Source organism: Candidatus Dependentiae bacterium (assembly GCA_026389015.1).
Lineage (GTDB): Bacteria > Babelota > Babeliae > Babelales > Vermiphilaceae > JAPLIR01.
Genome location: JAPLIR010000023.1, coordinates 1 through 19953 on the forward strand (window position 1 = coordinate 1; position 19953 = coordinate 19953).

Consider the following 19953-nt stretch of genomic DNA (forward strand, 5'->3'; position numbering starts at 1 on the left):
TAAGCCAACTGATGAAACAGTCTTCAGGTTTGGGTGGATTATTTACCTACTTAGATTTGTTTTCTGGTGGTGCCCTGAGTAAATGTACATTGTTTGCATTGGGCATCGGGCCTTACATTACTGCATCGATTATGATGCAAATGTTAAGTATGACCATTCCATCATTAGAACAACTAATGAAGGAAGGTGAATACGGACGTAAGATTGTTAATCAATACACGCGTTATTTAACGTTTGGTGTCAGTATCATGCAGGGTCTAGGGTATGCCATGCTGGTTGAAAAATTTAATCTAGTTCTTGACCCAGGTTGGGGATTCCGGATTATGTTTATTTTAACATTAACGGTAGGTTCCATGATTACTATGTGGCTTGGTGAGCAAATCTCACTATTTGGCATTGGTAATGGTAGTTCCATGATAATTTTTGCGGGTATTGTTGCTCGTTTCCCTGACGATGTTATTAGAGTATTGGGTTCTGTAGAGCAGGGGCTTATGGGTTGGGAAACAGCAGTTATTATTGCTGTTGTTTTTGTAGCCATTACTGCCTGCATTGTCTTTTTAGAAAAAGGCGAACGAAAAATACCGGTACAATATACCAGACGTGTAGTTGGACAAAGGGTGTATGGCGGTCAAAGCTCCTATATACCATTTAAAATTAATACGGCCGGTGTTATGCCAGTGATTTTTTCGAGTGCTGTGTTGAATATCCCAGTATTTCTTTTTTCTATGCTTGCCACACGTTTTGATTTCTTTAAAACGCTTGCTGAGCATTTTAGTTATACGGGAATTCTCTATAATATGTTAAATTTTGTGCTTATTATATTTTTCTCTTTCTTCTACACTGCATTGGTATTTAATCCTGATGAGCTTGCTGATAATATTAAGAAAAGTGGTGGATTTATTCCTGGCATTCGTCCTGGAAGAAAAACTGCTGAATTTTTTAATTATATTTTGAATCGCATTGGTTTGATTGGAGCCATTTATTTGGGTCTTCTTGCATTATCACCAACCATTTTGAGTGTTTTTATTAAAATACCATTCAATTTGGGCGGTACGGCATTACTGATCGTTGTTGGTGTTGCCTTAGATACTGCGGCTCAAATTGAAGCTTATTTGATTGAGCATCGTTATGAAGGGTTTCTGTCAAGCGGCAGAATGAAAGCTAGAGGAGTAGCACGTTGAACTCCAAGACTGATGTTATTATATTAATTGGCCCACCTGGCGCAGGCAAAGGATCACTGGCTAATCTATGTATTAAAAATCTTGGCTGGAAACAATTGTCAACTGGTAATTTGTGCAGAAAGCATATAGCTGAACAGACAGAAATTGGTAAGCAGATAGATTTTGCTATAAAATCTGGTAAACTAGTTTCTGATAGTCTTATGACTGGTGTTGTTGACGAATGGCTTTCAAGTCAAATTGGTCGGGTTCCGGCGGTTATTTTAGATGGCTTTCCAAGAACAGTTGCGCAAGCAAAAGCTCTTGGTGAGTATTTAAAGGATAAAGAAAGCCATTTGAAATTGACCGTTGTAAAACTGTTTATTTCACATGAAAAAGTGATTGCACGTTTGTGCAATCGATATATTTGTTCAAACATTGAGTGTCAGGCTATTTATTCGCTGAGTACTGGATCAACGTTAGTTCCGCAAAAAGAGATGATATGCGATACTTGTGGAAATCCACTTACAAAAAGAAAAGATGATGAAGAAGAAGCAATAGTAGAACGTTTGCAAATATATCGTAAACACGAACAAGATCTTTTAAATTTTTATATTAACGCACAACATGCCGTTACAGAGTGTAATGTTGAGCGGTCTCTTAATGAGATATTTGAGGATTTTAAAAGATTGATGGGAATAGGACTTAAAGCTGGATGATTACTTTAAAAAATAAAGCTTCCATTGCCAAAATGGAGGAAGCAGGACAACTTCTAGTTGATATTGTTGATACTATGACTTTTTTGCTGCAACCGGGAACAAGTACTTTAGATATTGACACTTGGATTGCACAAGAATTAAAAAAAAGAGATTTGACATCAAAAACACGTGGCTATATGGGATATAAACATTCCAGCTGTGTCTCTGTTAATGATGAAGTAGTTCATGGAGTTCCATCTGCTCATTCGATTTTAAAGGATGGGGATTTGGTTAAAGTTGACATATGCGCTTCCTTCAAGGGTTACTGTGCTGATATGGCACGTTCATTCATTATTGGAAAACCTGCTGATGCTTCTATTCAAAAATTGGTTGAAGCAACACAGCGAGCTTTAGATAAGGGTATTGAAAAGGCTCGTGCGGGCAATCGCTTATCTGATATTTCAGCTGCGATACAAGAAGAAGCTGAAATGCATGGATTTGGTGTAGTGCGTGATTTTGCAGGACATGGTATTGGGAAATCCATGCACGAGGATCCAGAAGTGTTAAACTATGGAAAACCTGGTATGGGCCCAATATTGCGACCGGGAATGGCATTTGCGTTAGAGCCTATGTTGACTGTGGGTAAGTATGATGTGTATGTTGCCGATGATGGTTGGACGGCCAAAACAGTAGATAAAAGTTGGGCTTCTCATGTGGAAGACACGGTTGTTATCACTGAGGGCAATCCAAGAATTTTAACAAGAAAAATAACCACGGATTAAGGATTTGAAAGTTCTATGAAACAAAAAGAAGATGTAATAAAAGTTGATGGTGTTGTGAAGGAAACATTGCCGAATGCCATGTTTCGTGTCGTTATTGAAGGTGGGCATGAAGTATTGGCACATGTTTCTGGAAAAATGCGCATGCATTACATCAGAATTTTGCCAGGTGATAAGGTTGCCTTGGAACTTTCACCATATGATTTGACTCGGGGAAGAATTGTATTGCGCTATAAAACATAACGAATGATTGTTGCATAAGGAACTCAGCGATGAAAGTACGAACATCTGTTAAAAAAATTTGTAAAGAGTGTTGCATTATTAAACGTGCTGGTGTTGTCCGTGTGCTTTGTAAAAAAAGCGCTCGTCATAAACAACGTCAAGGTTAACGCACTAGAGCAAGGGATTGTATGGCTAGAATAGAAGGTGTTAATTTACCATCTAACAAAAGAATTGAATATGGATTGACCTATCTTTTTGGTATAGGTTTAAAGTTATCGCAAGATGTTTTAACAAAACTAAAAATTAGTTATGACAAACGTGTGAGAGACTTATCTGACGAAGAAGTTGCAGCGATTCAAAAAGAAGTTTCTAATAATTATATGACGGAAGGTGAATTGCGTAAAGATATCGCAATGAACATCAAGCGTCTACAAGAAATTGGGTCGTATCGTGGATCACGTCATAAAAAAGGCTTACCTGCACGTGGACAACGTACTAAGACCAATGCTAGAACTCGCAAGGGACCTCGTAAAGCTGGCGGTCAAGTTGCATTGAAGCGTAAAGTAACCAAAAAATAATTAATAAACCTTGAATGATACGTTAGTGATTTAAAGGACAGAATGGCATACAAAAAAAAGTCTAAAAAAACCAAAAGACAGGTTGATTTAGCAGTAGCACACGTGAAGTCTACTTTTAATAACACCCTTGTTTCGATTACTACTACCGGTGGTGATGTTCTTCTTCAAGGTAGCTCTGGTAGATTAGGTTTTAAGGGTTCACGTAAAGGGACACCATTTGCGGCAACGCAAATAGGTACTGGTCTTGCTAAAGATATGGTTGCGCTAGGCATTAGAAGTGTTGAAGTGAACTTGCAAGGACCTGGATCAGGAAGAGATTCAATAGTGCGTGCGTTTCAATCTTCAGGGTTGAATGTTACTGTTTTGCGTGATGTAACCCCGTTGCCTCACAATGGTACCCGAGCTCCCAAAAAGCGCCGAGTATAAGAACGGTATACGTAACGGAGATATGATAAGTTTTATAATATGGCGGTAATGTCATTCCAGATATGATAAGGTGAACATGGAAAGAAAACCAACAGGATTTGCTGATCAAAACGCTAAGCGTGGTACAAGTAGCAGAAAGACTACGGATAACAGTGCGGAACAACCTTCCAAGCGTCCGGGTAAAAAGCTTTCTGAATACGGTAAGCAATTAGCTGAAAAACAAAAAGTAAAAGGCATCTATGGCATGCGAGAAAGTCAATTTAGACGTTTCTTTAGTATTGCTATTCAGACACGTGAAGGCGCAACAGGCGAAAACTTATTGAGTTTGTTGGAAAGACGTCTTGATAATACTATCTACAGACTAAAGATGGCTACAACACGTGTGCAAGCTCGTCAAATTATTGTCCATGGCCACATTAAGGTTAATGGCAAAAAGGTGTCATCACCTTCTTTCTTGGTATCATTGAATGATGAAATATCATTGGGTGCTACTGTTGCTAATAAGGCAGCGTTTTTGGAGCAAGTTATAGATAAAAGATTGAAAATGGCGATCAAAGTTCCAGAATGGTTAGAACTTGATAAGAACGAGCGTAAGGGACGTGTGTTACGTAATCCTGCTCGTACTGATATTCAAGTTCCAATTGAAGAGCACTTGATTGTAGAGTTGTACTCTAAGTAATTAGTGTTGTTACGTATAGTACGATTTTTTTATTATTAGCAGGAGATTACATGGATAGGAAGGAGTATAAACCTTTGACTATTCCACGCTTGAGTTGGAATAAAAAAGAACTAACAAGTTCTTATGGTGAGTTAGTTGCTCAACCATTAGAGCCTGGGTTCGGTATTACCTTAGGGAATGCTTTACGACGAATACTCTTAGGCGCTGTTGAAGGTTCAGCCGTGACATCAGTCACCATTAAGGGCGTTAATAATGAGTTTTCGGTTGTTGAGGGTGTTATAGAAGATACCATGCAGCTGGTGCTTAATATTAAAGATATCGTTATCCGTAATAAAGAGGGTAAGCCCGGTACAATGCGTCTTACGATTAAGGGAGAAGCTACTGCTCGTGTTGCAGATATCGTTGCAGATGAGCATTTAGAATTAGTAAACCTTGATCATGTTATTGCGCATGTTGCTCCAGGTGGCGAACTTGATATCGAGTTCTTTGTTGAAAACGGTAGAGGTTATCGCGTAGCGCAATGGCCTGAAAGAAAAGCTTTCTTAGAAGATGGCCGCATTTATGTTGATGCTATGTTCTCTCCGATTAGACAAGTGACTTTTGATGTTGAGAAAACACGTGTTGGTGGCAACATTGACTACGACAAATTGACGCTCAAAATTCACACAGATGGTTCTGAAAATCCTCTTGATGTTGTTCATTATTCAGTATCCGTGCTAAGAACACAACTTGAACATTTCTTAGCAAGCGCAGAAATTCCATTTAATCAAATTTCTGCATTACCTGAAGAAGAAAAAGAACAAGAGCCAGTTGCTTTAGATGGTTTCGGCCTCAAAGGTGTGCCGGTTGATTTATTGCTCAAGCCAATTGATGAATTAGAGCTTTCAGTACGTGCGCACAATTGTCTCATTAATGCTGATATTAAACGTGTGATTGACTTAGTGAACATGTCAGAAGATGATGTCTTAAGAATTAAAAACTTTGGACGTAAGTCATTGACTGAAGTGAAGGAAAGCATGAAGGCATTTGGTCTTTCTTTCAGCATGGGCATCAAAGAATCAGACTTAAAAAAAGTATTGAAAAATAACGAAGAATAAGTAAATTATTTACTGCATTGAAGATCCACTGGAATTACAATGAAACATCAAATTGATAGAAGAAAATTAAACGTAAAACCCGCTCATAAAAAAGCGCTATTACGTAACCAAGCAATCCATTTAATTACTTATGGTTTCTTGGTTTCTACTAAAGTGCGTGTTAAAGAAGTACAACGCTTTGTAGAAAAATTGATTACTGTTGCTCGTGTGGGCAATGATTTCAACTCACGTCGTCGCGCACAAGCTATTTTGCCTTATAAGCAAGATACCTTGTTAAAGTTGTTCACTGATATTGCACCTAAATATGCACAACGCCCAGGTGGTTACACCCGCGTTATTCCTATGGGTCAAAGAAAAAGTGATACTGCTACGATTGCAAGATTGGAATGGGTATAACAACCTATGATGCAAGAGACCCTGAACAAAATAGATCAGGTATTTAGTCAACTAAGACCAATGGTTCAAAGAGATGGCGGCGATATTGAGTTCGTCAAGTTTGAACAAGGTATTGTGTATGTAAGAATGCATGGTGCTTGTGTTGGTTGTCCAGCATCAATGTACACCTTGAAGCTTGGCCTTGAAGATTCTCTTAAAGAGCAAGTTCCTGGTGTTACTGAAGTTGTACAGGTTGATTAAATAACATCAATTGCATTATCAAAAAAATTAAAGCCTTTGTAATAAGAATATAACGCTTATTACAAAGGCTTTTTGGTTGTCTGGTATTTTTTAAATTGCATCTCCAATAAATTAAGTCGCTAGAACATCTTCTGTCTTTTCAGTACATCGACTCTAAAAACTTGGTTTTTTTCGACCCCACGTCATTCTAATTGGATTAATTGATTCATGCCATGAATATATTGATTTTCTAATTGAAAATATGTCATCATGGGGTAGAATATGAAGTTATTAGTTGAATTATAGGGTAATTCCAGGTTTGTTTGCCTGACATGGAGAGAGAGATGAAAAGAAATATTTTATTGTTATTGGTTTTAGTAGGTATGTGGCAGGCTTTCTCTCTTGAAGGCTCAATTCCCCCGGTTACGGGTGTTGCTACACTTGATACTTGGCTTGCGCAAACCTATGGTGCGGTCCAAGTTAACGATGCCAATTGGAATTATCTGATACTGTATAACGGGGGTTTTCCTGTTGCATTTGGCAACGCAATTTGCAGTTCAAATACTAATCAAGTAGCTGGGTTGATAGATGGGCTTAAAAACTATGTTCATGCCAATCCTAGTTCAAAATATCTAGCTCGTCAGATAATGGTTGCTGCTTGTGGCATAGCCTATGGGTACCGAGGTATGAGTGGTTACTATGATGCATTTACACAAAATGGCGTTGAATTTTATGAATGTGATCAAGCTGCTAAACAGCTTCCTGCCAATCCTCATAATCCTGTAAGGACCGGCCTGAATGAAGCCCCTGCTCGTTGTGGCTATAATAATGACTTCGTATCATTTGGTACGCCAGATAGTCAAGAGCAACAAAATGAAGAGGCCATAAAAAAAGGTATAGAACTTGGGGTAGAAATTTTTGGAGAGATATTATAGATCGTACTTTTAAAGACTTTGAAAAATGGAGACAGAAATGAAAAAAAATATCTTATTTTTATTAGCCTTAGCCGGCATAGGGCAAGCTGCTTTGTTTACTCTTACCATGAAGCCATTAACGGACCAAGAGTACGGCCAGGAAATGGTACATGGAGTGGTTAAATACGTTATTGCAAAAAATTATTGGATAGCTTCAACTGCTCAATGGTTATGTTACAGGCAATTGAAGATTTTTTTAACACGGGACTTCGCTTTGCCAACCAGACTTCAAATCCTGGCCAATTGCTTGATTTTAAATATGGGCTACAAGGTAACATTAATGATGCTCTTCTTGCAGTACAACAAATAAAAGATAAAACCAAGGTGTTGGAAAATACTCAACAGCGCGATATAGCTCAGCAGGCATTAGAGAAAGCAAATCGTAAAATGGTGAGCATAATCAACACAGCACAAGCAATTTATCAAAGGCTGGGCGACGTCAGTAAGAAAGATTTTTTTGACCAAGTGAAAGCCGGATTTGAAGATGTTGGCAAGACTATAAAAGGTGGATTTGAAGACTTTGGATCTGCTGTAGAATCTTTTGGGAAAGATGCCGTTGATAAAGTAAAGGCTTTTGGAGAAGAAGCCGCTAACAACGTCACAATGGCTACAGATATGATGAAAAAAATGATTGAAAACTGGCAAAAAGGTAAAGAGAGACCGGTCTATTGTGATCAGCCACCTACAAATTTCAAACAACCTAATAGTTTTTTACCTCCTCTTATGAGCGCTTATGACAATGAAGTTGATCTGCAAATTAAAAAAGAAGATACTGAAGGGTATCTTGAACTTATAAAAGCACATGCTCCTGTTGTCCATTTGGAAGATAGTGAGCTTTATTTACCCATTTGGCCAAATGAATATTTTACGTCACAAGGGACCTCAATTAAACTTCGAAATCCACAGGCCAATACTATAATGACCATTGCGGGTGGAGAGGTCGGCACTATCACCTTTGAAAAAATGTATGAGAATTTTTATAAAAATCTACCCATTATACAGAGAAATAATCCTGATATGTATATTGATAATCCTCATTGTACTATATTTGGATCTAATCCAAATGGTGTTGGTTACACGAGCAAAGGGCCGGTAGCAAACAAAGATGCCAATGGCAATCTTATTACTCCTATGTGGGTGGTGACTTCTGAACAAGATAACAATATTTACATTCAATATCTCTATTTCTATGGCTTAAATGGACCTTATGATATTGGTCCACTACAAGGAAACGTCGCCGAGTTTCAAAACTATCATGAATCAGATCTAGAACACGTTACCTTAGAATTTGATAAATCGAGTAGAAAGTTGAAACGTATCTATTATGGATCTCATGGCAAAAGAGAAGGTTTTTGGCTTGATGCGAACCATCCAGATATAAAACGTATCAATGGACGTATTCTTGTGTATTCGGCGCACTATGGACACGGATGTTATCCCCAAGATGGTACGTACGTTCGTATATTTGGTGTGGCCAACGATGTAACGGGTAATGGTATTCAATGGATACCCCAAAATTTAGTGCGTCTTTATCCTGAAGGTGATCCACGTTTTAATCCTAAAACTATGGGCTTTCTGTATTTTGCGGGACGTTACGGCGCGCATGGTATTGACTCAGCAGCTGCGGGCGGTTGGTTCCCAGAGATGGATACAGAACAAACAGCGCGAGAAAACAGACTTGTCTATAAGAAAAAGATAGGCGTCAAGGGTGATATTGGCCGCGCATATACGCCAAGTAAATGGTTCTGTGAAAACCCATCATCAAATTTTTTCCAAAATGCAAAATATATTGGATGCATTGTAAAATCTATTCCTGAAGCAGGGATCCCTGATTAAAGAGATTGAGTAGGAGTGGGTGACGCACACACTCCTACAATCTTTTGCTAAGAATTTCTGGCTTCTATTCCAGATAAACTCAATTTTTTCATTGCAATCTTCTTTTCTAAGCGATTGAGAAGTTCTGTTAATTCAGTAATGCCGCCAGAACAGGTAATGCGTACATACCCTAGTTTTGGGTCTGCACCAAAATAAGACAGAGGACTGATCATAATATGTTCATCTAATAACAATGAATAACATAGTTCTTCATCGGTAGAAATAAGGCCAGTTTTACCCAGTACTTTTTTTGCTTCAGCGGGCATTTGAGTTCCGAATAAACAGTGCAAGTCAGCTAGTACATAAAAAGTTCCCTGTACTTTATATGCTGGATCAGGCATCTGAATATTCATCTGCTTGAGTCGATTTTGTACGTATTCAGTTTGAACTGTATAATGATTACTCAATTGTTTTCTTTTTTCTGGAGTAAAATGAAGCATGCCTTGTGAGTAGGCATATTGTAAACTCCGTGGTAGATGTAAATAAGCAAGTGCGCCTTCATTAATGATATTTTCTCTCAATTCTTTATTGTGACATACGATGACTGCCATACGTTCACCACTTGCAGAAAACCCTTTTGTAGTAGAGCGGAATAAAACGATACGATCTTTTAATTCCGGTGCTGCAGTTAATAGCGATTCATGCTGCTTGTCTCCACAGACGACTTCGGCATATGCTTCATCTAAAATGATAGGAATGTCAGCAGGAGTATTTTTAAGTACATGTGCAATATTTTTCCATTCTTCCTGGCCAACAATAAAACCTAATGGATTATTCGGATCACAAAATAGAAAGGCGCTAATGGCATGACCATCTTTTTGTGCCAGCTCCTGTGCAGTATCTATACTTTTTTGTACTGCTTTGGCAGTTAATCGATAGCCAGGTTCTTTGAGCAGATCAATCAAGTGTAAATTATTGCCATGAGTCTCATTATTATAAAACGGATAGAAAGGAGCCGTTGCTATAATCCGTCCATGAGGTTTTTTTTCATTAATTATTTTAAAAAGCATTCTTAGTGCTCCTGCGCCACCCACGGAGAAAATAATATCATCAGGATGTATTGATGTGTTATGCCATGCTGAAAGGGCTTGCGCCATCGTGGTTCGGTAGGGAAGTTCTCCTGCAAGATCACCATAGTCTATTGCGGTTGAATTCGTTCTTATAGTTTCTATGTTATCTTCAACTGACATATTTTTTTGAGATATCGATTTTACTAGTTGGGTATTGGCATCAACCAAGCTTTGCCAATAATCAGCTGCTGAGCGAGCAAGATCCTCATTTAAAAAATAGGATGGTTTTCCTATGCCAGCAAAAATCATATCTGATTTTCCTGTCTTTGTTTGTAGCTGCTCGTCTACATGATGAGTCCACATATTAAGCAACATTAAAGTATCTATGGTTCCAGCTGGCGTACCATTGGGTTTAAATAAGGTATGATGTTCTTTAGTTTCTGTAACAGAAACTGAACATACTTTGAAGCAGGTTGCTGCAACTAAGGTTACTATACATAACGACAAAAGTAGTATTGTTTTATTGCGCATAATGAAATCACTCCATTTATATATATGAAATCTTTTTAAAATAACATCTATTTACAAATAGAATAACATAATGGGTTTTTTTGTCAATAGGGGTTCGTATTATAGGCAGAAATCACTATAATATAGGTTTGAGGCAATATTCTTATGGAAGGTATTTCTACCCCTGTTCAATTACCGTAACGGTGCTTCCTGATGGCCCTTTATCAATAAAGAAGTGGACGGGAAATTGATCCTTCATGGAAGGTAAATGGGATACAATAATGATTTTTGCAAAGTCATCCTGAATTTTATACAAAGCATCCATAATCAGCGCGAGTCCTTCTTCGTCTTGTGACCCAAACCCTTCATCAATAATGAGCGTTTGGAGTGATGTGCCTGCTCTACGCGCAAGCAATTTGGATATAGCAATGCGGAGTGCAAAATCTATTCTAAATGCCTCTCCACCCGAAAATAACTCATAAGGACGAATGCCCGCAGAATCGGAAATTTTAATATCAAGTGTTTCTTTGGTGCCGCCTTTTTTCAAATCACGCAGCGATTCAAAAAATACTTGTGATTGGTTGTTGGTCAAACGTGAAAGCAAATAATTTGCTTCATGTTCAATTTCTGGAATAGCATCTTCGATGAGCAGTGCCTGAATACCATCTTTGCCGGTGGCGGCAGCAATGGTTTGGTAATCGTATATGGTGTTTTGTAACGCCAGGATCATCTGTTGTTGTTCTTTGTGTTCTTTTTCAAGCTGCACAAGCGCTTTTTGTTGTGTTTCTAAGCGCGCTTTTTCTTGTAAGAGCTGCTCTTTGCGTTGTGCTAGCTCTTTGATTGTTTGCGTCAAGGTAGCGTCTTGCGCTTCGAGTGTTGATTGGCGTACTGCTAAATCTTGGTAGGTGGCGCAGGTTGCGGAGAGTTCTTTTTTTTCAGCACGAATCTTTTTGAGTTGTGCGCACAATTCACTAATTGTTTTTTGTCGTTGCGTTTGTAACGAAGCTTCATTGATGAGCTTGGTGTATTCAGTGAGTTGTTGTTCGATCTGCTGCAAGGTATCAACTGCTTTCTTATGTTCTAGTTGGTTATAGGCAATACCCTTTGCTTCTAGCTCCAGTGACTTTAATACAGCGGTCATCATTTGATATTCGTTGTTTTGTTCTATGGCTGCATGTTCTTGTTGAATGAGTAAAGCGAGTGCTGTTTGTTCGGTAACTAAAAGTGTTGCGGTGTCGATGAGCTGCTTGTTGTGCGTGGTTGTCGTGATGTTTAATTCTTGTAGCGCAGCATCTAATTTTTCACTATTTTTTGTATGTTCTTCACTCTTTATTTGCAACGTTGCCAAGAGTTCGAGTTGCTTGCGTGCATCTTCCAGTGTGGCATGTTGATCGATGAGTATTTTTTTTAATTGTTTTACTACGTTCGTGATACGTTGCAAACGGTGGCGCAAAAATTGTTCTTGTTCAACGAATTTATTTTTTAAAAATCTTTTGCGTGCTGCGGATAAATTTTGTTCGCAGAGTGGGCAACTTGGATCTTCGTCATCGTGCGCTAACTGTTTTTTCTGTTCTAAATTTTCTAATTCTCCGGTGAGCCAACGACCCTGCTCGAGGAACTTTTGGTAATATTCTTTACGTCGTTCAAATTGCTTTTCGATGATAGTGTGACTGTTCAGCGTCGCAGATTTTTCTTTGAGGGTGATCTGCATTGCGGTCAATTGTGTAATGCATTGTGTTTTTTCTTTTTTGAGCAAATCGCTACGTTTTGTACTTTCTTCTATCGTGTGTTCGAGCGATTTTTTTTCAATGATTAAACGTTCGATCTGTACCTTTTTTTGATTCAATGTTGCAGCTTGTTTTTCGCGTAAGGTATGTGCAAGCTGCTGCGCTTGTTCTTTTTGTTTGAGGTACTGTTCTTTTAAGTCCAAATTCTTTTGTAGATGTTGTTGATGTTGTTTGATTTCATTAATCAGGCGTTGTTTGTCAGCTTCTAATTGTGCGATGTCGGTAAAGGTTAATTGTTTTTTGTGTACCGATTTCCACTCGCGCATATCTCTTTGCAACAGCTCTAGATGCTCTATTTCTTGTTTGCGGAGTTGTTCATAATGAAATGCTAAGACTTGATATTGTTTTTGGTCTTCGATGAGTTGTTTTTGTGTTTTGGTTAACGCATCTCGTTCTTGTGTTGTCGCCGCTTCTTGTGTTGCAAGGGTTGTCGATTGCGTCGTAATATCCATAAGCTGCGCAATAATAGTTGCTGTGTTTTGCAGTTCATGCTCAATTTTTTCTTGCAGCGTGGTACGGCTGGCTATGGTACTGTTTGCTTCTCGAATTTTTTCCATGGCTAATTTTTTAATGGCCTCATATTGGTTGAGTCCCAAAATGGTTGCCAGAATTTCTTTACGATCCTTGGGCGATTTTTTGGAAAATTCATTGGCCTGGCCTTGGCGTAAAAATGCTGAATTAGAAAAAGAATCAAACGTGAGATTCAACGTTTGTTCTATCACCGCTTGGGTTGCGCTAATAGTTTTATCGGTGAGTGGAATAAATGATTCATTCGCATCTAATAGGCCAAAATCAAGTGCCGCATAAGGCTTGCCATAGGTTTGTGCAAATTCACGACGTATGCGGTAGAGTTGATTGTTGAATTCAAAGTCGAGGGTAACCATCATTTGGGTTTGCCCGAGGCGTAATAATCCTTGATCTGCTTTTGAACTACCTGAAACTTTACGTGCTTGACCCCACAATGCCCAAGTGATTGCGTCGAGTAGGGCTGATTTGCCATGACCATTTTTACCCGATAAACAAATGAGTGGGTATGATGAAAAATCTATAGTTTGTACATCGGGGCCGTAGCTAAGGAAGTTTTTTAGTTGCAGTTTTAACGGAATCATACTCTGGGTTTGCCTTTATCAATGGTGTATGCGTTATTATTGTGAGTAGTTTAGCATGCATAGGTGGTAAGGGCTAGAGTAAAAGATAAGCGCATACCCATTATTATTGAACGAGCATGCGCTTATCTTATTTTATTATCGTATGTTATTTAGTTTCGTCTTCAGTTTGTTTTTTGAAATCTTCAAGCAATGCAATAATTTTATCGAAAGATTTTATATCTTTTTGAATGCGTTTCTTCTCTTTAGAAGGCATTTTTTTTGAGCTCATTAATTTTTTGTTCGTCTTACTTTTCATTTTCTTGGCAATCTCTTCTGCGGTCCTACCCTGATTATCTTTACGAGTGATATCAGCGCCTGATATCACTAATTCTTTTATGAGATCTGGGTTGCCACCAGTCCATACAGCAAACATGAGTGGAGTCATGCCTTCTTTATCTGCAGTATTAATATCAGCATCCAATGCAATCAATTTTCTCATGGTATCTAAATCATCTGCTGCCACTACAAATATCAATGCTGTCTTACCTGCGCTATTTTTGACATTAACATTATCAGCCCCTGCTTCGAGTGCCTTCTTAATATTAAATTGGTTTCCTCTTTTAACGGCATCAGCGAACTCTTTATTGGCCTCTTTTTTGTCTTGTTTTTGTTGCTGACGAGCTATCATAGGTGGCATATATATTCCGTACAATGCTGCAGACATAACTAACAATGATACTTTCTTCATAACGATCTCCGGGTTAAGAATTTTTATAGGGAATTTATATTTATAATTAGACCAAAAAGAGGGGGGGGTATGCAATTAAAAGGTTGAATCGCTGATTTTCCAGATTTAAAATATTAATTTACTTTAAGCTACAGGTGTCCATAGCTTTTCCGCGGTAATTTTGTAGAATTTATAGAAAAGAGAGAAGTGCATTTAAAAAAAGGAGCATTTGTGGATATTTATAAAAAATTATACATGGGTACAATGATGGTTCTAACGCTATCAGCACATGCTCAAAAAGGGAATAAAGCTATGCAAGACGTGATTTTTAGAGAGTATGATATTCGTGGTAAGGTTGGTTCTGAGTTGATTGTTGAAGAAACCTATGGCCTTGCACGAGCTATTGCGTGGTATTTGGTCGAGCAACAACCATCCGTAAAAAAAATTGCTATTGGTATGGATGGAAGGACCCATTCGCCAGCTATAAAAGAAGCTATGACTAAGGGCTTTATGGATTCAGGCTTAGATGTTTCATTTATTGGTGTTTGTCCAACACCTGCTCTTTATTTTACGATGCATACCAAACCGTTTGATGCGGGGATCATGATTACCGCATCACATAATCCAAAAGAATATAATGGTATGAAGATTTGCTTAGGCAAGGAAAGTATCTGGGGCAAAAAAATTCAAGAAATTAAACATGCCTTCAAGCAAGGACGTGTTATTGATGCCGCTAATAAGGGTACGTATACTGAGCAACCAATGGTTAATGCCTATGTTGATTGGTTGGTCGATAAATTTAAACATATCAAAGGCATGAAGCTTTCTGCAGTCGTTGATTGTGGTAATGGCGCAGCAGGCACGGTGTTGCCTGATTTGGTTAAAAAAATGGGATGGGCGCATGTGATGTTACTCTATGCTGAAGTAGATGGCACCTATCCAAACCACGAGGCTGATCCTACCGTTCATGAAAATATGTGCGATGTCAAAGCAGTGCTTGAACGTAGCACTATTGATATCGGTATTGGACTTGATGGGGATGCAGACCGCATGTCGCCGATGACTAAAAATGGTTTTCTTGTTCCCGGTGATCAGCTGCTTGCATTATTCGCAAAACAAGTTGTTGAATACAATCCTGGAGCATCGGTAGTATTTGACATCAAGGGTTCTTCCGGACTTATTGAAATGTTAGAAAAAATGGGTGCTAAGCCTTGTATTTCTCCGGCGGGTCACTCTATTATCAAAGACATGATGAAGCAACATCATGCACTTCTTGGTGGCGAACTCAGCTGTCACTTCTTTTTTCACGATCGTTATTTTGGATATGACGATGGCATATACGCTATGTTACGGTTGTTTGAATTATTAGTCGATTCAGGAAAAACTCTTGAAGAACTTTTGGCTGATTTTCCTAAAAAATATAGTTCACCCGAGTTTCGTGTGCCGTGCGACGAAGATAAAAAGCATAGTGTTGTTGCTGCGGTTAAAGATGCACTCATAAAACGTGATGATGTTCAGGCGATAACCATTGATGGCGTACGCGCAACCATGCCTTATGGCTGGGGTCTTGTACGTGTATCTAACACGCAACCGGCATTAACCATTCGCTTTGAATCGAGTACCCCGCAAGGTTTGCAACAGGTCAAACAGGATTTTTACGATGTATTGTGCCCGTATTTTGATGCATCGTGGTTAAAAAAACAGCTTGATTTGTTGTAAGGATACTACTTTGAGAACTATTGGGTTACATCTACGTCTTATCAATTCATTGACTGAAGTGGCCGAAAAAGCATTGGCTATGCAGTTGCCATTATTTCAATCTTTTTTGGTGCAACAAGGCTCCGGGGCATTGATACACATCGAACAGGAAGACATTAAAAAGTATCTTAAAATTCGCCAAGAAAAATTTAAGGATTTGTATGTACATGGTTCCTATTGGATTAATCTGGCGGGAGTGAAGTACACCAAGCATTATGCATTAGATCGTGAATTAGCGCTTGCTAAAAAACTTGAGTTTACGCATCTGGTATTGCATCCTGGTTCAGCAAAGGGTGCAAAAACAAGGCGAGAAGGTATTGATGCTATGGCGCGTATTATTAACGCTACTATGGCCAAAGAACATAGTATAAAAATTGTGCTTGAAAATACGGCCTATGGATCGTGGTCAATCGGTGGCGATGTGCATGATTTTCAGATACTGTTGACCATGCTTGACCATCCAGAAAAAATATTGTTCTGCATTGACACTGCCCACGCCCATTCTTTTGGTTATGATATTATTGACGCAACTGCGCGAGAAGAGTTTATTCAATTATTAGATGCAACTATTGGTATTGAGCGTATTGCCTTGTTACATTTAAATGATACCCAAGAAAAGCGTGGCTCAAAAAAAGATCGGCACGAAGTTATTGGCAAAGGCGTATTGGGTGATGAAGTCTTGAAGAGCTTTGTGCTGCATGATCGTCTCAAGAATATTCCTCTGCTCATGGAGTTGCCGATAATGGAACAAGAACAAGAGCAGATGATGGTAGATAAAATTAAGCAGTGGCATACTGAATAAGGAGAGAGTCAATGATACGTATTGCAATTAACGGGTTTGGGCGCATCGGTAGAAACTTTTTGCGAGCCCTCTTGTTGGATAAAGAAGCATTAAAAAAGATAGAAATTGTCGCCATTAATATTGGACCATCGGCCATTGAGCATGTTGCTCATATGTTCAAATACGATTCACTCATGGGAACTTATCAAGGATCTGTGGCTATTGAAGGTTCATCATTAGTAGTGAATGGGAATCGCATACAAGTGTTAGCCCAAGCTGATCCGGTACTTCTTGATTGGAATAAGCTTGCCATTGATTGGGTGGTTGACTGTTCTGGTCGTTTTACCAAACGAGCGGATGCTACCAAGCATATTCAAGCTGGCGCCAAGCATGTATTAATTAGCGCGCCTGCTAAAGATGAAGATGTTACCATTATTCCTGGCGTAAACGACAACGCCTTTGATGCTCAAAAACATCTGATCGTTTCTTTGGGTAGTTGTACGACCAATGCACTGTTGCCTATGCTCAAAGTTATGCAGGAAACCTTTGGCATCGAAAATGCGATGATGACCACCACGCACGCCTACACCAATTCACAAGTACTGCTTGATCTTGAAGGTCGCGATTTGCGCATGGCGCGGGCAGCGGCAATTAATATTATTCCCACCACCACTGGTGCTATGAAAGTCGTGGGCAAAATTATGCCAGAAATTGCTGATCGCATTCAAGGCATGGCAATGCGTGTTCCGGTTGCTAAAGTTTCACTCATCGACCTTACGGTTATTACCAAAAAATCAATCACGGTTGCAGCCATTAACGCAGCGTTTACCAAAGCTGCACAAGGTTCACTAAAAAATATTCTAGAAGTTACTGCTGAGCAGTTAGTTTCCAGTGATTTTTGTGGCAATGATCATTCTGTTATTATTGACACACTGTTGACCGCAACAGCGGGTGATACTATGGCCAAAGTATTTGGTTGGTACGATAATGAATGGGGTTACAGTGTGCGACTCAAGGATTTCTTGGTAAAAAATAGTTAAAAACAAGAGAAAAGGCTGTTATTTAGGGGCTTTTGCATTTTATTGCTCAGGATCTATACTGATAGTAGAAGGTGAAAGTCTTTTTTCTATTTGTACTATTGAATCTGTAGGGGTATTCCATGACTAGTAGTTCTATCAATCAAAAAGGGCTAGCGATTATTCTGAGTTGTGTAGCTCTGCAAGCAAGTGCTTTGCGTACCGAGTATGTTTTTAAGGGTGCGGGAATCGATAAAAGCGATGTTGCATTGACTCTTGTTCGTGGCGATATCACCAAGCAAAACGATGTCCAGATAATCGTCAATGCTGCCAACAAAACATTGCTTGGTGGTGCTGGGGTTGATGGTGCGATTCACGCTGCGGCCGGTTACGACCTGGCTGATTGGATTGAGAATAATGTAAAAGAAATTACCCCGGGCATACGTTGCAAGACGGGTGATGCGGTAAGTACCGAAGCTTTCAATTTAAAAAATTTAGGCGTGCGATATATCATTCACACCGTTGGTCCCGATTGCAGAATAAGAACGCAAAGTGCGGCAAAAGAAACATTATTAGCTGCATCGTATAGTAATAGTTTAGATGAAGCCATGCGTTTAGCTGCTGGCAATTCTACCACTATTAGAACCGTTGCTTTTCCATCTATTAGTACGGCTATTTATGCTTATCCTGTAGCGCAAGCTGCACAGCTGGTTATCTCAACCATTGCAAAAAAAATCACCATGAACAATTTCCCGTTACGAGAAGTGCGCATGGTGTTATTTTCTGCTGCTGATTTGAACGTCTATGCAGCGGCGTTAGAACGTTACGCTGTCGCATTATAAAACTACTCTGATTTTTATTATTTTTCACACACCTTTTTATGAGCTATAACAGCAGGCATAACATGTGTGGTTTGAATTCTACGCATGAATTCTATATAGGCCGTCTGCGCTTCTTCAAAGGTATTGTGAGCGACGTGATTTTGAATTGTTTGAATCTGGTGCGTCTGAACTGTTGGGTGGTCTTGTGGCACATTTTGTAGCGCTCGTTGATAACGGTTGCGGCAATAGTTTTGTAAGGTGATGGCGGACGGAACGAAAGGTGCCATGGCAAGCATGGTGGTAGTGACGGTGGCGCTTATAAGTATACTCAGTATTAGTTTTTTAGATGAGTAATGCATGGCGAACTCCCTCCATTACTCTAGTATGTTATAAACCTTCATAATGAAGCTTACTCATTCATGGTATTGTAATTCAAGCATGCGCATTAAAACTATTTTTTTCTTTTGATTGACCTTGCTTAGTTCCTGTACTAGATTTTTTTCCAATATTTCAACCTCTTTTATTGGGAGACGTCTATGAAACGTATGAGCTCAGTTTTGTTAACAGTGGCACTGGTAACTTCTACCTTCAACGTACATTGCATGGAGACAGGATTTTTTAGTGGATTGAGTAACAGTATAGTGGAAACATTAACAGCACATAGAGTTTTTATTTTAGGTTCTTTGGGTATTGCCGCGGTCATTGCTACGTGGCGTTATAATAGTGCGCGCACTACTGAGCTCGATAGAATTGAATATCTTGCTCGTGATATTGCAGCTGAACCGGGCGAACATCTTGGATCACAGTGTGCATATATGTTTAATAGTGGACTGCGCGGTGTAAAGTCATTGACTATGGAAGAAATGAGTTTTGTAGTTAATGGCAATCGTGTTTCAGGTATTGAAGGATTGAAAGTTGCGGTTGATAATTTTGATGATGCCGTTAGACGACGTGATTGGCGTGATATTAAGCTCAGACATGTTGAATTAGAAGCATGCATTGATGCGTTGAGAGCTGCATTAGCAAAGAGCGATAAATCACTGCCTATGCTTGTAGAACAACCTTTTATAACCGTTTATGCGCCACCATCAGCAACAGGTGATGTATCAGAAATACAAGTTTAGCTTCACAAAATACGCTTTTTGCTTTAGGATATGTCTCTAGTAGAAAGCAATAGTAATTGCCTCTTTTCTTTGATAGATATATATGAGGGCCCATAGCTCAGTTGGTTAGAGCAATCGGCTCATAACCGAGAGGTCCCAGGTTCAAGTCCTGGTGGGCCCACCACTCATGTATATGAGAACTGTATCAAGTTCATCAAAATCTTATAGTAAAGAATGGCAAGGAAGTATGCA

At 39.1% G+C, this 19953-nt stretch carries 22 protein-coding genes and 1 tRNA gene; 19 read left to right on the forward strand and 4 right to left on the reverse strand.

Annotated elements, in window-relative coordinates:
* The 13 genes from secY to NTX86_04040 all read left to right on the forward strand — a co-directional run.
* Positions 1-1181 (forward strand): preprotein translocase subunit SecY (secY, locus tag NTX86_03980; GenBank protein MCX5922461.1); only part of this gene is annotated, 1181 nt, incomplete at its 5' end.
* Positions 1178-1876, forward strand: a complete 699-nt coding sequence (locus NTX86_03985) for a nucleoside monophosphate kinase (GenBank protein MCX5922462.1) — start codon at positions 1178-1180, stop codon at positions 1874-1876. The genes secY and NTX86_03985, both read left to right, overlap by 4 nt.
* A complete protein-coding gene (gene map, locus NTX86_03990) occupies positions 1873-2637 on the forward strand; it encodes a type I methionyl aminopeptidase (protein MCX5922463.1) in 765 nt (254 codons plus the stop codon). The genes NTX86_03985 and map overlap by 4 nt, the downstream gene beginning before the upstream one ends.
* A gap of 15 nt (positions 2638-2652) precedes the next feature.
* The gene (infA, locus tag NTX86_03995; protein ID MCX5922464.1) at positions 2653-2877 is read left to right on the forward strand and encodes a translation initiation factor IF-1; all 225 of its coding nucleotides are present in this window, start codon (positions 2653-2655) and stop codon (positions 2875-2877) included.
* Positions 2878-2906: 29 nt separating this feature from the next.
* Positions 2907-3023, forward strand: a complete 117-nt coding sequence (rpmJ, locus tag NTX86_04000) for a 50S ribosomal protein L36 (protein ID MCX5922465.1) — start codon at positions 2907-2909, stop codon at positions 3021-3023.
* A 21-nt stretch (positions 3024-3044) separates the two neighbouring features.
* Positions 3045-3434: a 30S ribosomal protein S13 gene (rpsM, locus tag NTX86_04005; GenBank protein ID MCX5922466.1), complete on the forward strand. Its 390-nt coding sequence runs from the start codon at positions 3045-3047 to the stop codon at positions 3432-3434.
* A gap of 42 nt (positions 3435-3476) precedes the next feature.
* Positions 3477-3860 carry a 30S ribosomal protein S11 gene (rpsK, locus tag NTX86_04010; protein MCX5922467.1) on the forward strand — a complete coding sequence of 128 codons (384 nt, stop codon included), beginning with the start codon at positions 3477-3479 and terminating at the stop codon, positions 3858-3860.
* Between the two features lie 76 nt (positions 3861-3936).
* Positions 3937-4539, forward strand: coding sequence for a 30S ribosomal protein S4 (gene rpsD, locus NTX86_04015; GenBank protein ID MCX5922468.1), 603 nt, complete (start codon positions 3937-3939; stop codon positions 4537-4539).
* Between the two features lie 50 nt (positions 4540-4589).
* Positions 4590-5636 carry a DNA-directed RNA polymerase subunit alpha gene (locus tag NTX86_04020; GenBank protein MCX5922469.1) on the forward strand — a complete coding sequence of 349 codons (1047 nt, stop codon included), beginning with the start codon at positions 4590-4592 and terminating at the stop codon, positions 5634-5636.
* A 39-nt stretch (positions 5637-5675) separates the two neighbouring features.
* Entirely contained in the window at positions 5676-6032 is a 357-nt protein-coding gene (gene rplQ / locus NTX86_04025) for a 50S ribosomal protein L17 (GenBank protein ID MCX5922470.1), read from the forward strand.
* A gap of 9 nt (positions 6033-6041) precedes the next feature.
* Positions 6042-6272, forward strand: coding sequence for a NifU family protein (locus tag NTX86_04030; GenBank protein ID MCX5922471.1), 231 nt, complete (start codon positions 6042-6044; stop codon positions 6270-6272).
* A gap of 323 nt (positions 6273-6595) precedes the next feature.
* On the forward strand, positions 6596-7186 hold the full coding sequence (locus NTX86_04035) for a hypothetical protein (protein ID MCX5922472.1): 591 nt from the start codon (positions 6596-6598) through the stop codon (positions 7184-7186).
* 210 nt (positions 7187-7396) lie between these two features.
* A complete protein-coding gene (locus NTX86_04040; protein ID MCX5922473.1) occupies positions 7397-9061 on the forward strand; it encodes a Vps62-related protein in 1665 nt (554 codons plus the stop codon).
* Between the two features lie 47 nt (positions 9062-9108).
* Here the strand turns inward: NTX86_04040 and NTX86_04045 are convergent, their stop codons facing one another.
* The 3 genes from NTX86_04045 to NTX86_04055 form a co-directional block, all read right to left on the reverse strand.
* On the reverse strand, positions 9109-10641 hold the full coding sequence (locus NTX86_04045) for a pyridoxal phosphate-dependent aminotransferase (protein MCX5922474.1): 1533 nt from the start codon (positions 10639-10641) through the stop codon (positions 9109-9111).
* Between the two features lie 157 nt (positions 10642-10798).
* The gene (locus tag NTX86_04050; GenBank protein MCX5922475.1) at positions 10799-13516 is read right to left on the reverse strand and encodes an SMC family ATPase; all 2718 of its coding nucleotides are present in this window, start codon (positions 13514-13516) and stop codon (positions 10799-10801) included.
* Positions 13517-13661: 145 nt separating this feature from the next.
* Positions 13662-14243, reverse strand: coding sequence for an ankyrin repeat domain-containing protein (locus NTX86_04055; GenBank protein MCX5922476.1), 582 nt, complete (start codon positions 14241-14243; stop codon positions 13662-13664).
* A 210-nt stretch (positions 14244-14453) separates the two neighbouring features.
* Between NTX86_04055 and NTX86_04060 the strand changes: the two genes are divergently transcribed.
* The 4 genes from NTX86_04060 to NTX86_04075 all read left to right on the forward strand — a co-directional run bounded on the left by NTX86_04060 (position 14454) and on the right by NTX86_04075 (position 18619).
* Positions 14454-15941, forward strand: a complete 1488-nt coding sequence (locus NTX86_04060; GenBank protein MCX5922477.1) for a phosphomannomutase/phosphoglucomutase — start codon at positions 14454-14456, stop codon at positions 15939-15941.
* Between the two features lie 10 nt (positions 15942-15951).
* Complete coding sequence (locus NTX86_04065) at positions 15952-16782, forward strand: deoxyribonuclease IV (protein MCX5922478.1); 831 nt, start codon at positions 15952-15954, stop codon at positions 16780-16782.
* 11 nt (positions 16783-16793) lie between these two features.
* The gene (gene gap / locus NTX86_04070) at positions 16794-17801 is read left to right on the forward strand and encodes a type I glyceraldehyde-3-phosphate dehydrogenase (protein ID MCX5922479.1); all 1008 of its coding nucleotides are present in this window, start codon (positions 16794-16796) and stop codon (positions 17799-17801) included.
* A gap of 119 nt (positions 17802-17920) precedes the next feature.
* Positions 17921-18619: a macro domain-containing protein gene (locus NTX86_04075; protein ID MCX5922480.1), complete on the forward strand. Its 699-nt coding sequence runs from the start codon at positions 17921-17923 to the stop codon at positions 18617-18619.
* Between the two features lie 17 nt (positions 18620-18636).
* On the opposite strand, the gene NTX86_04080 is transcribed toward NTX86_04075, so the two are convergent.
* Entirely contained in the window at positions 18637-18957 is a 321-nt protein-coding gene (locus tag NTX86_04080) for a hypothetical protein (protein MCX5922481.1), read from the reverse strand.
* Between the two features lie 177 nt (positions 18958-19134).
* On the opposite strand from NTX86_04080, the gene NTX86_04085 reads away from it, so the two are divergent.
* Both NTX86_04085 and NTX86_04090 read left to right on the forward strand, forming a co-directional pair.
* Positions 19135-19722, forward strand: coding sequence for a hypothetical protein (locus NTX86_04085; GenBank protein MCX5922482.1), 588 nt, complete (start codon positions 19135-19137; stop codon positions 19720-19722).
* A gap of 86 nt (positions 19723-19808) precedes the next feature.
* Positions 19809-19885, forward strand: a tRNA-Ile gene (locus NTX86_04090).
* Positions 19886-19953 lie beyond the last annotated feature (68 nt).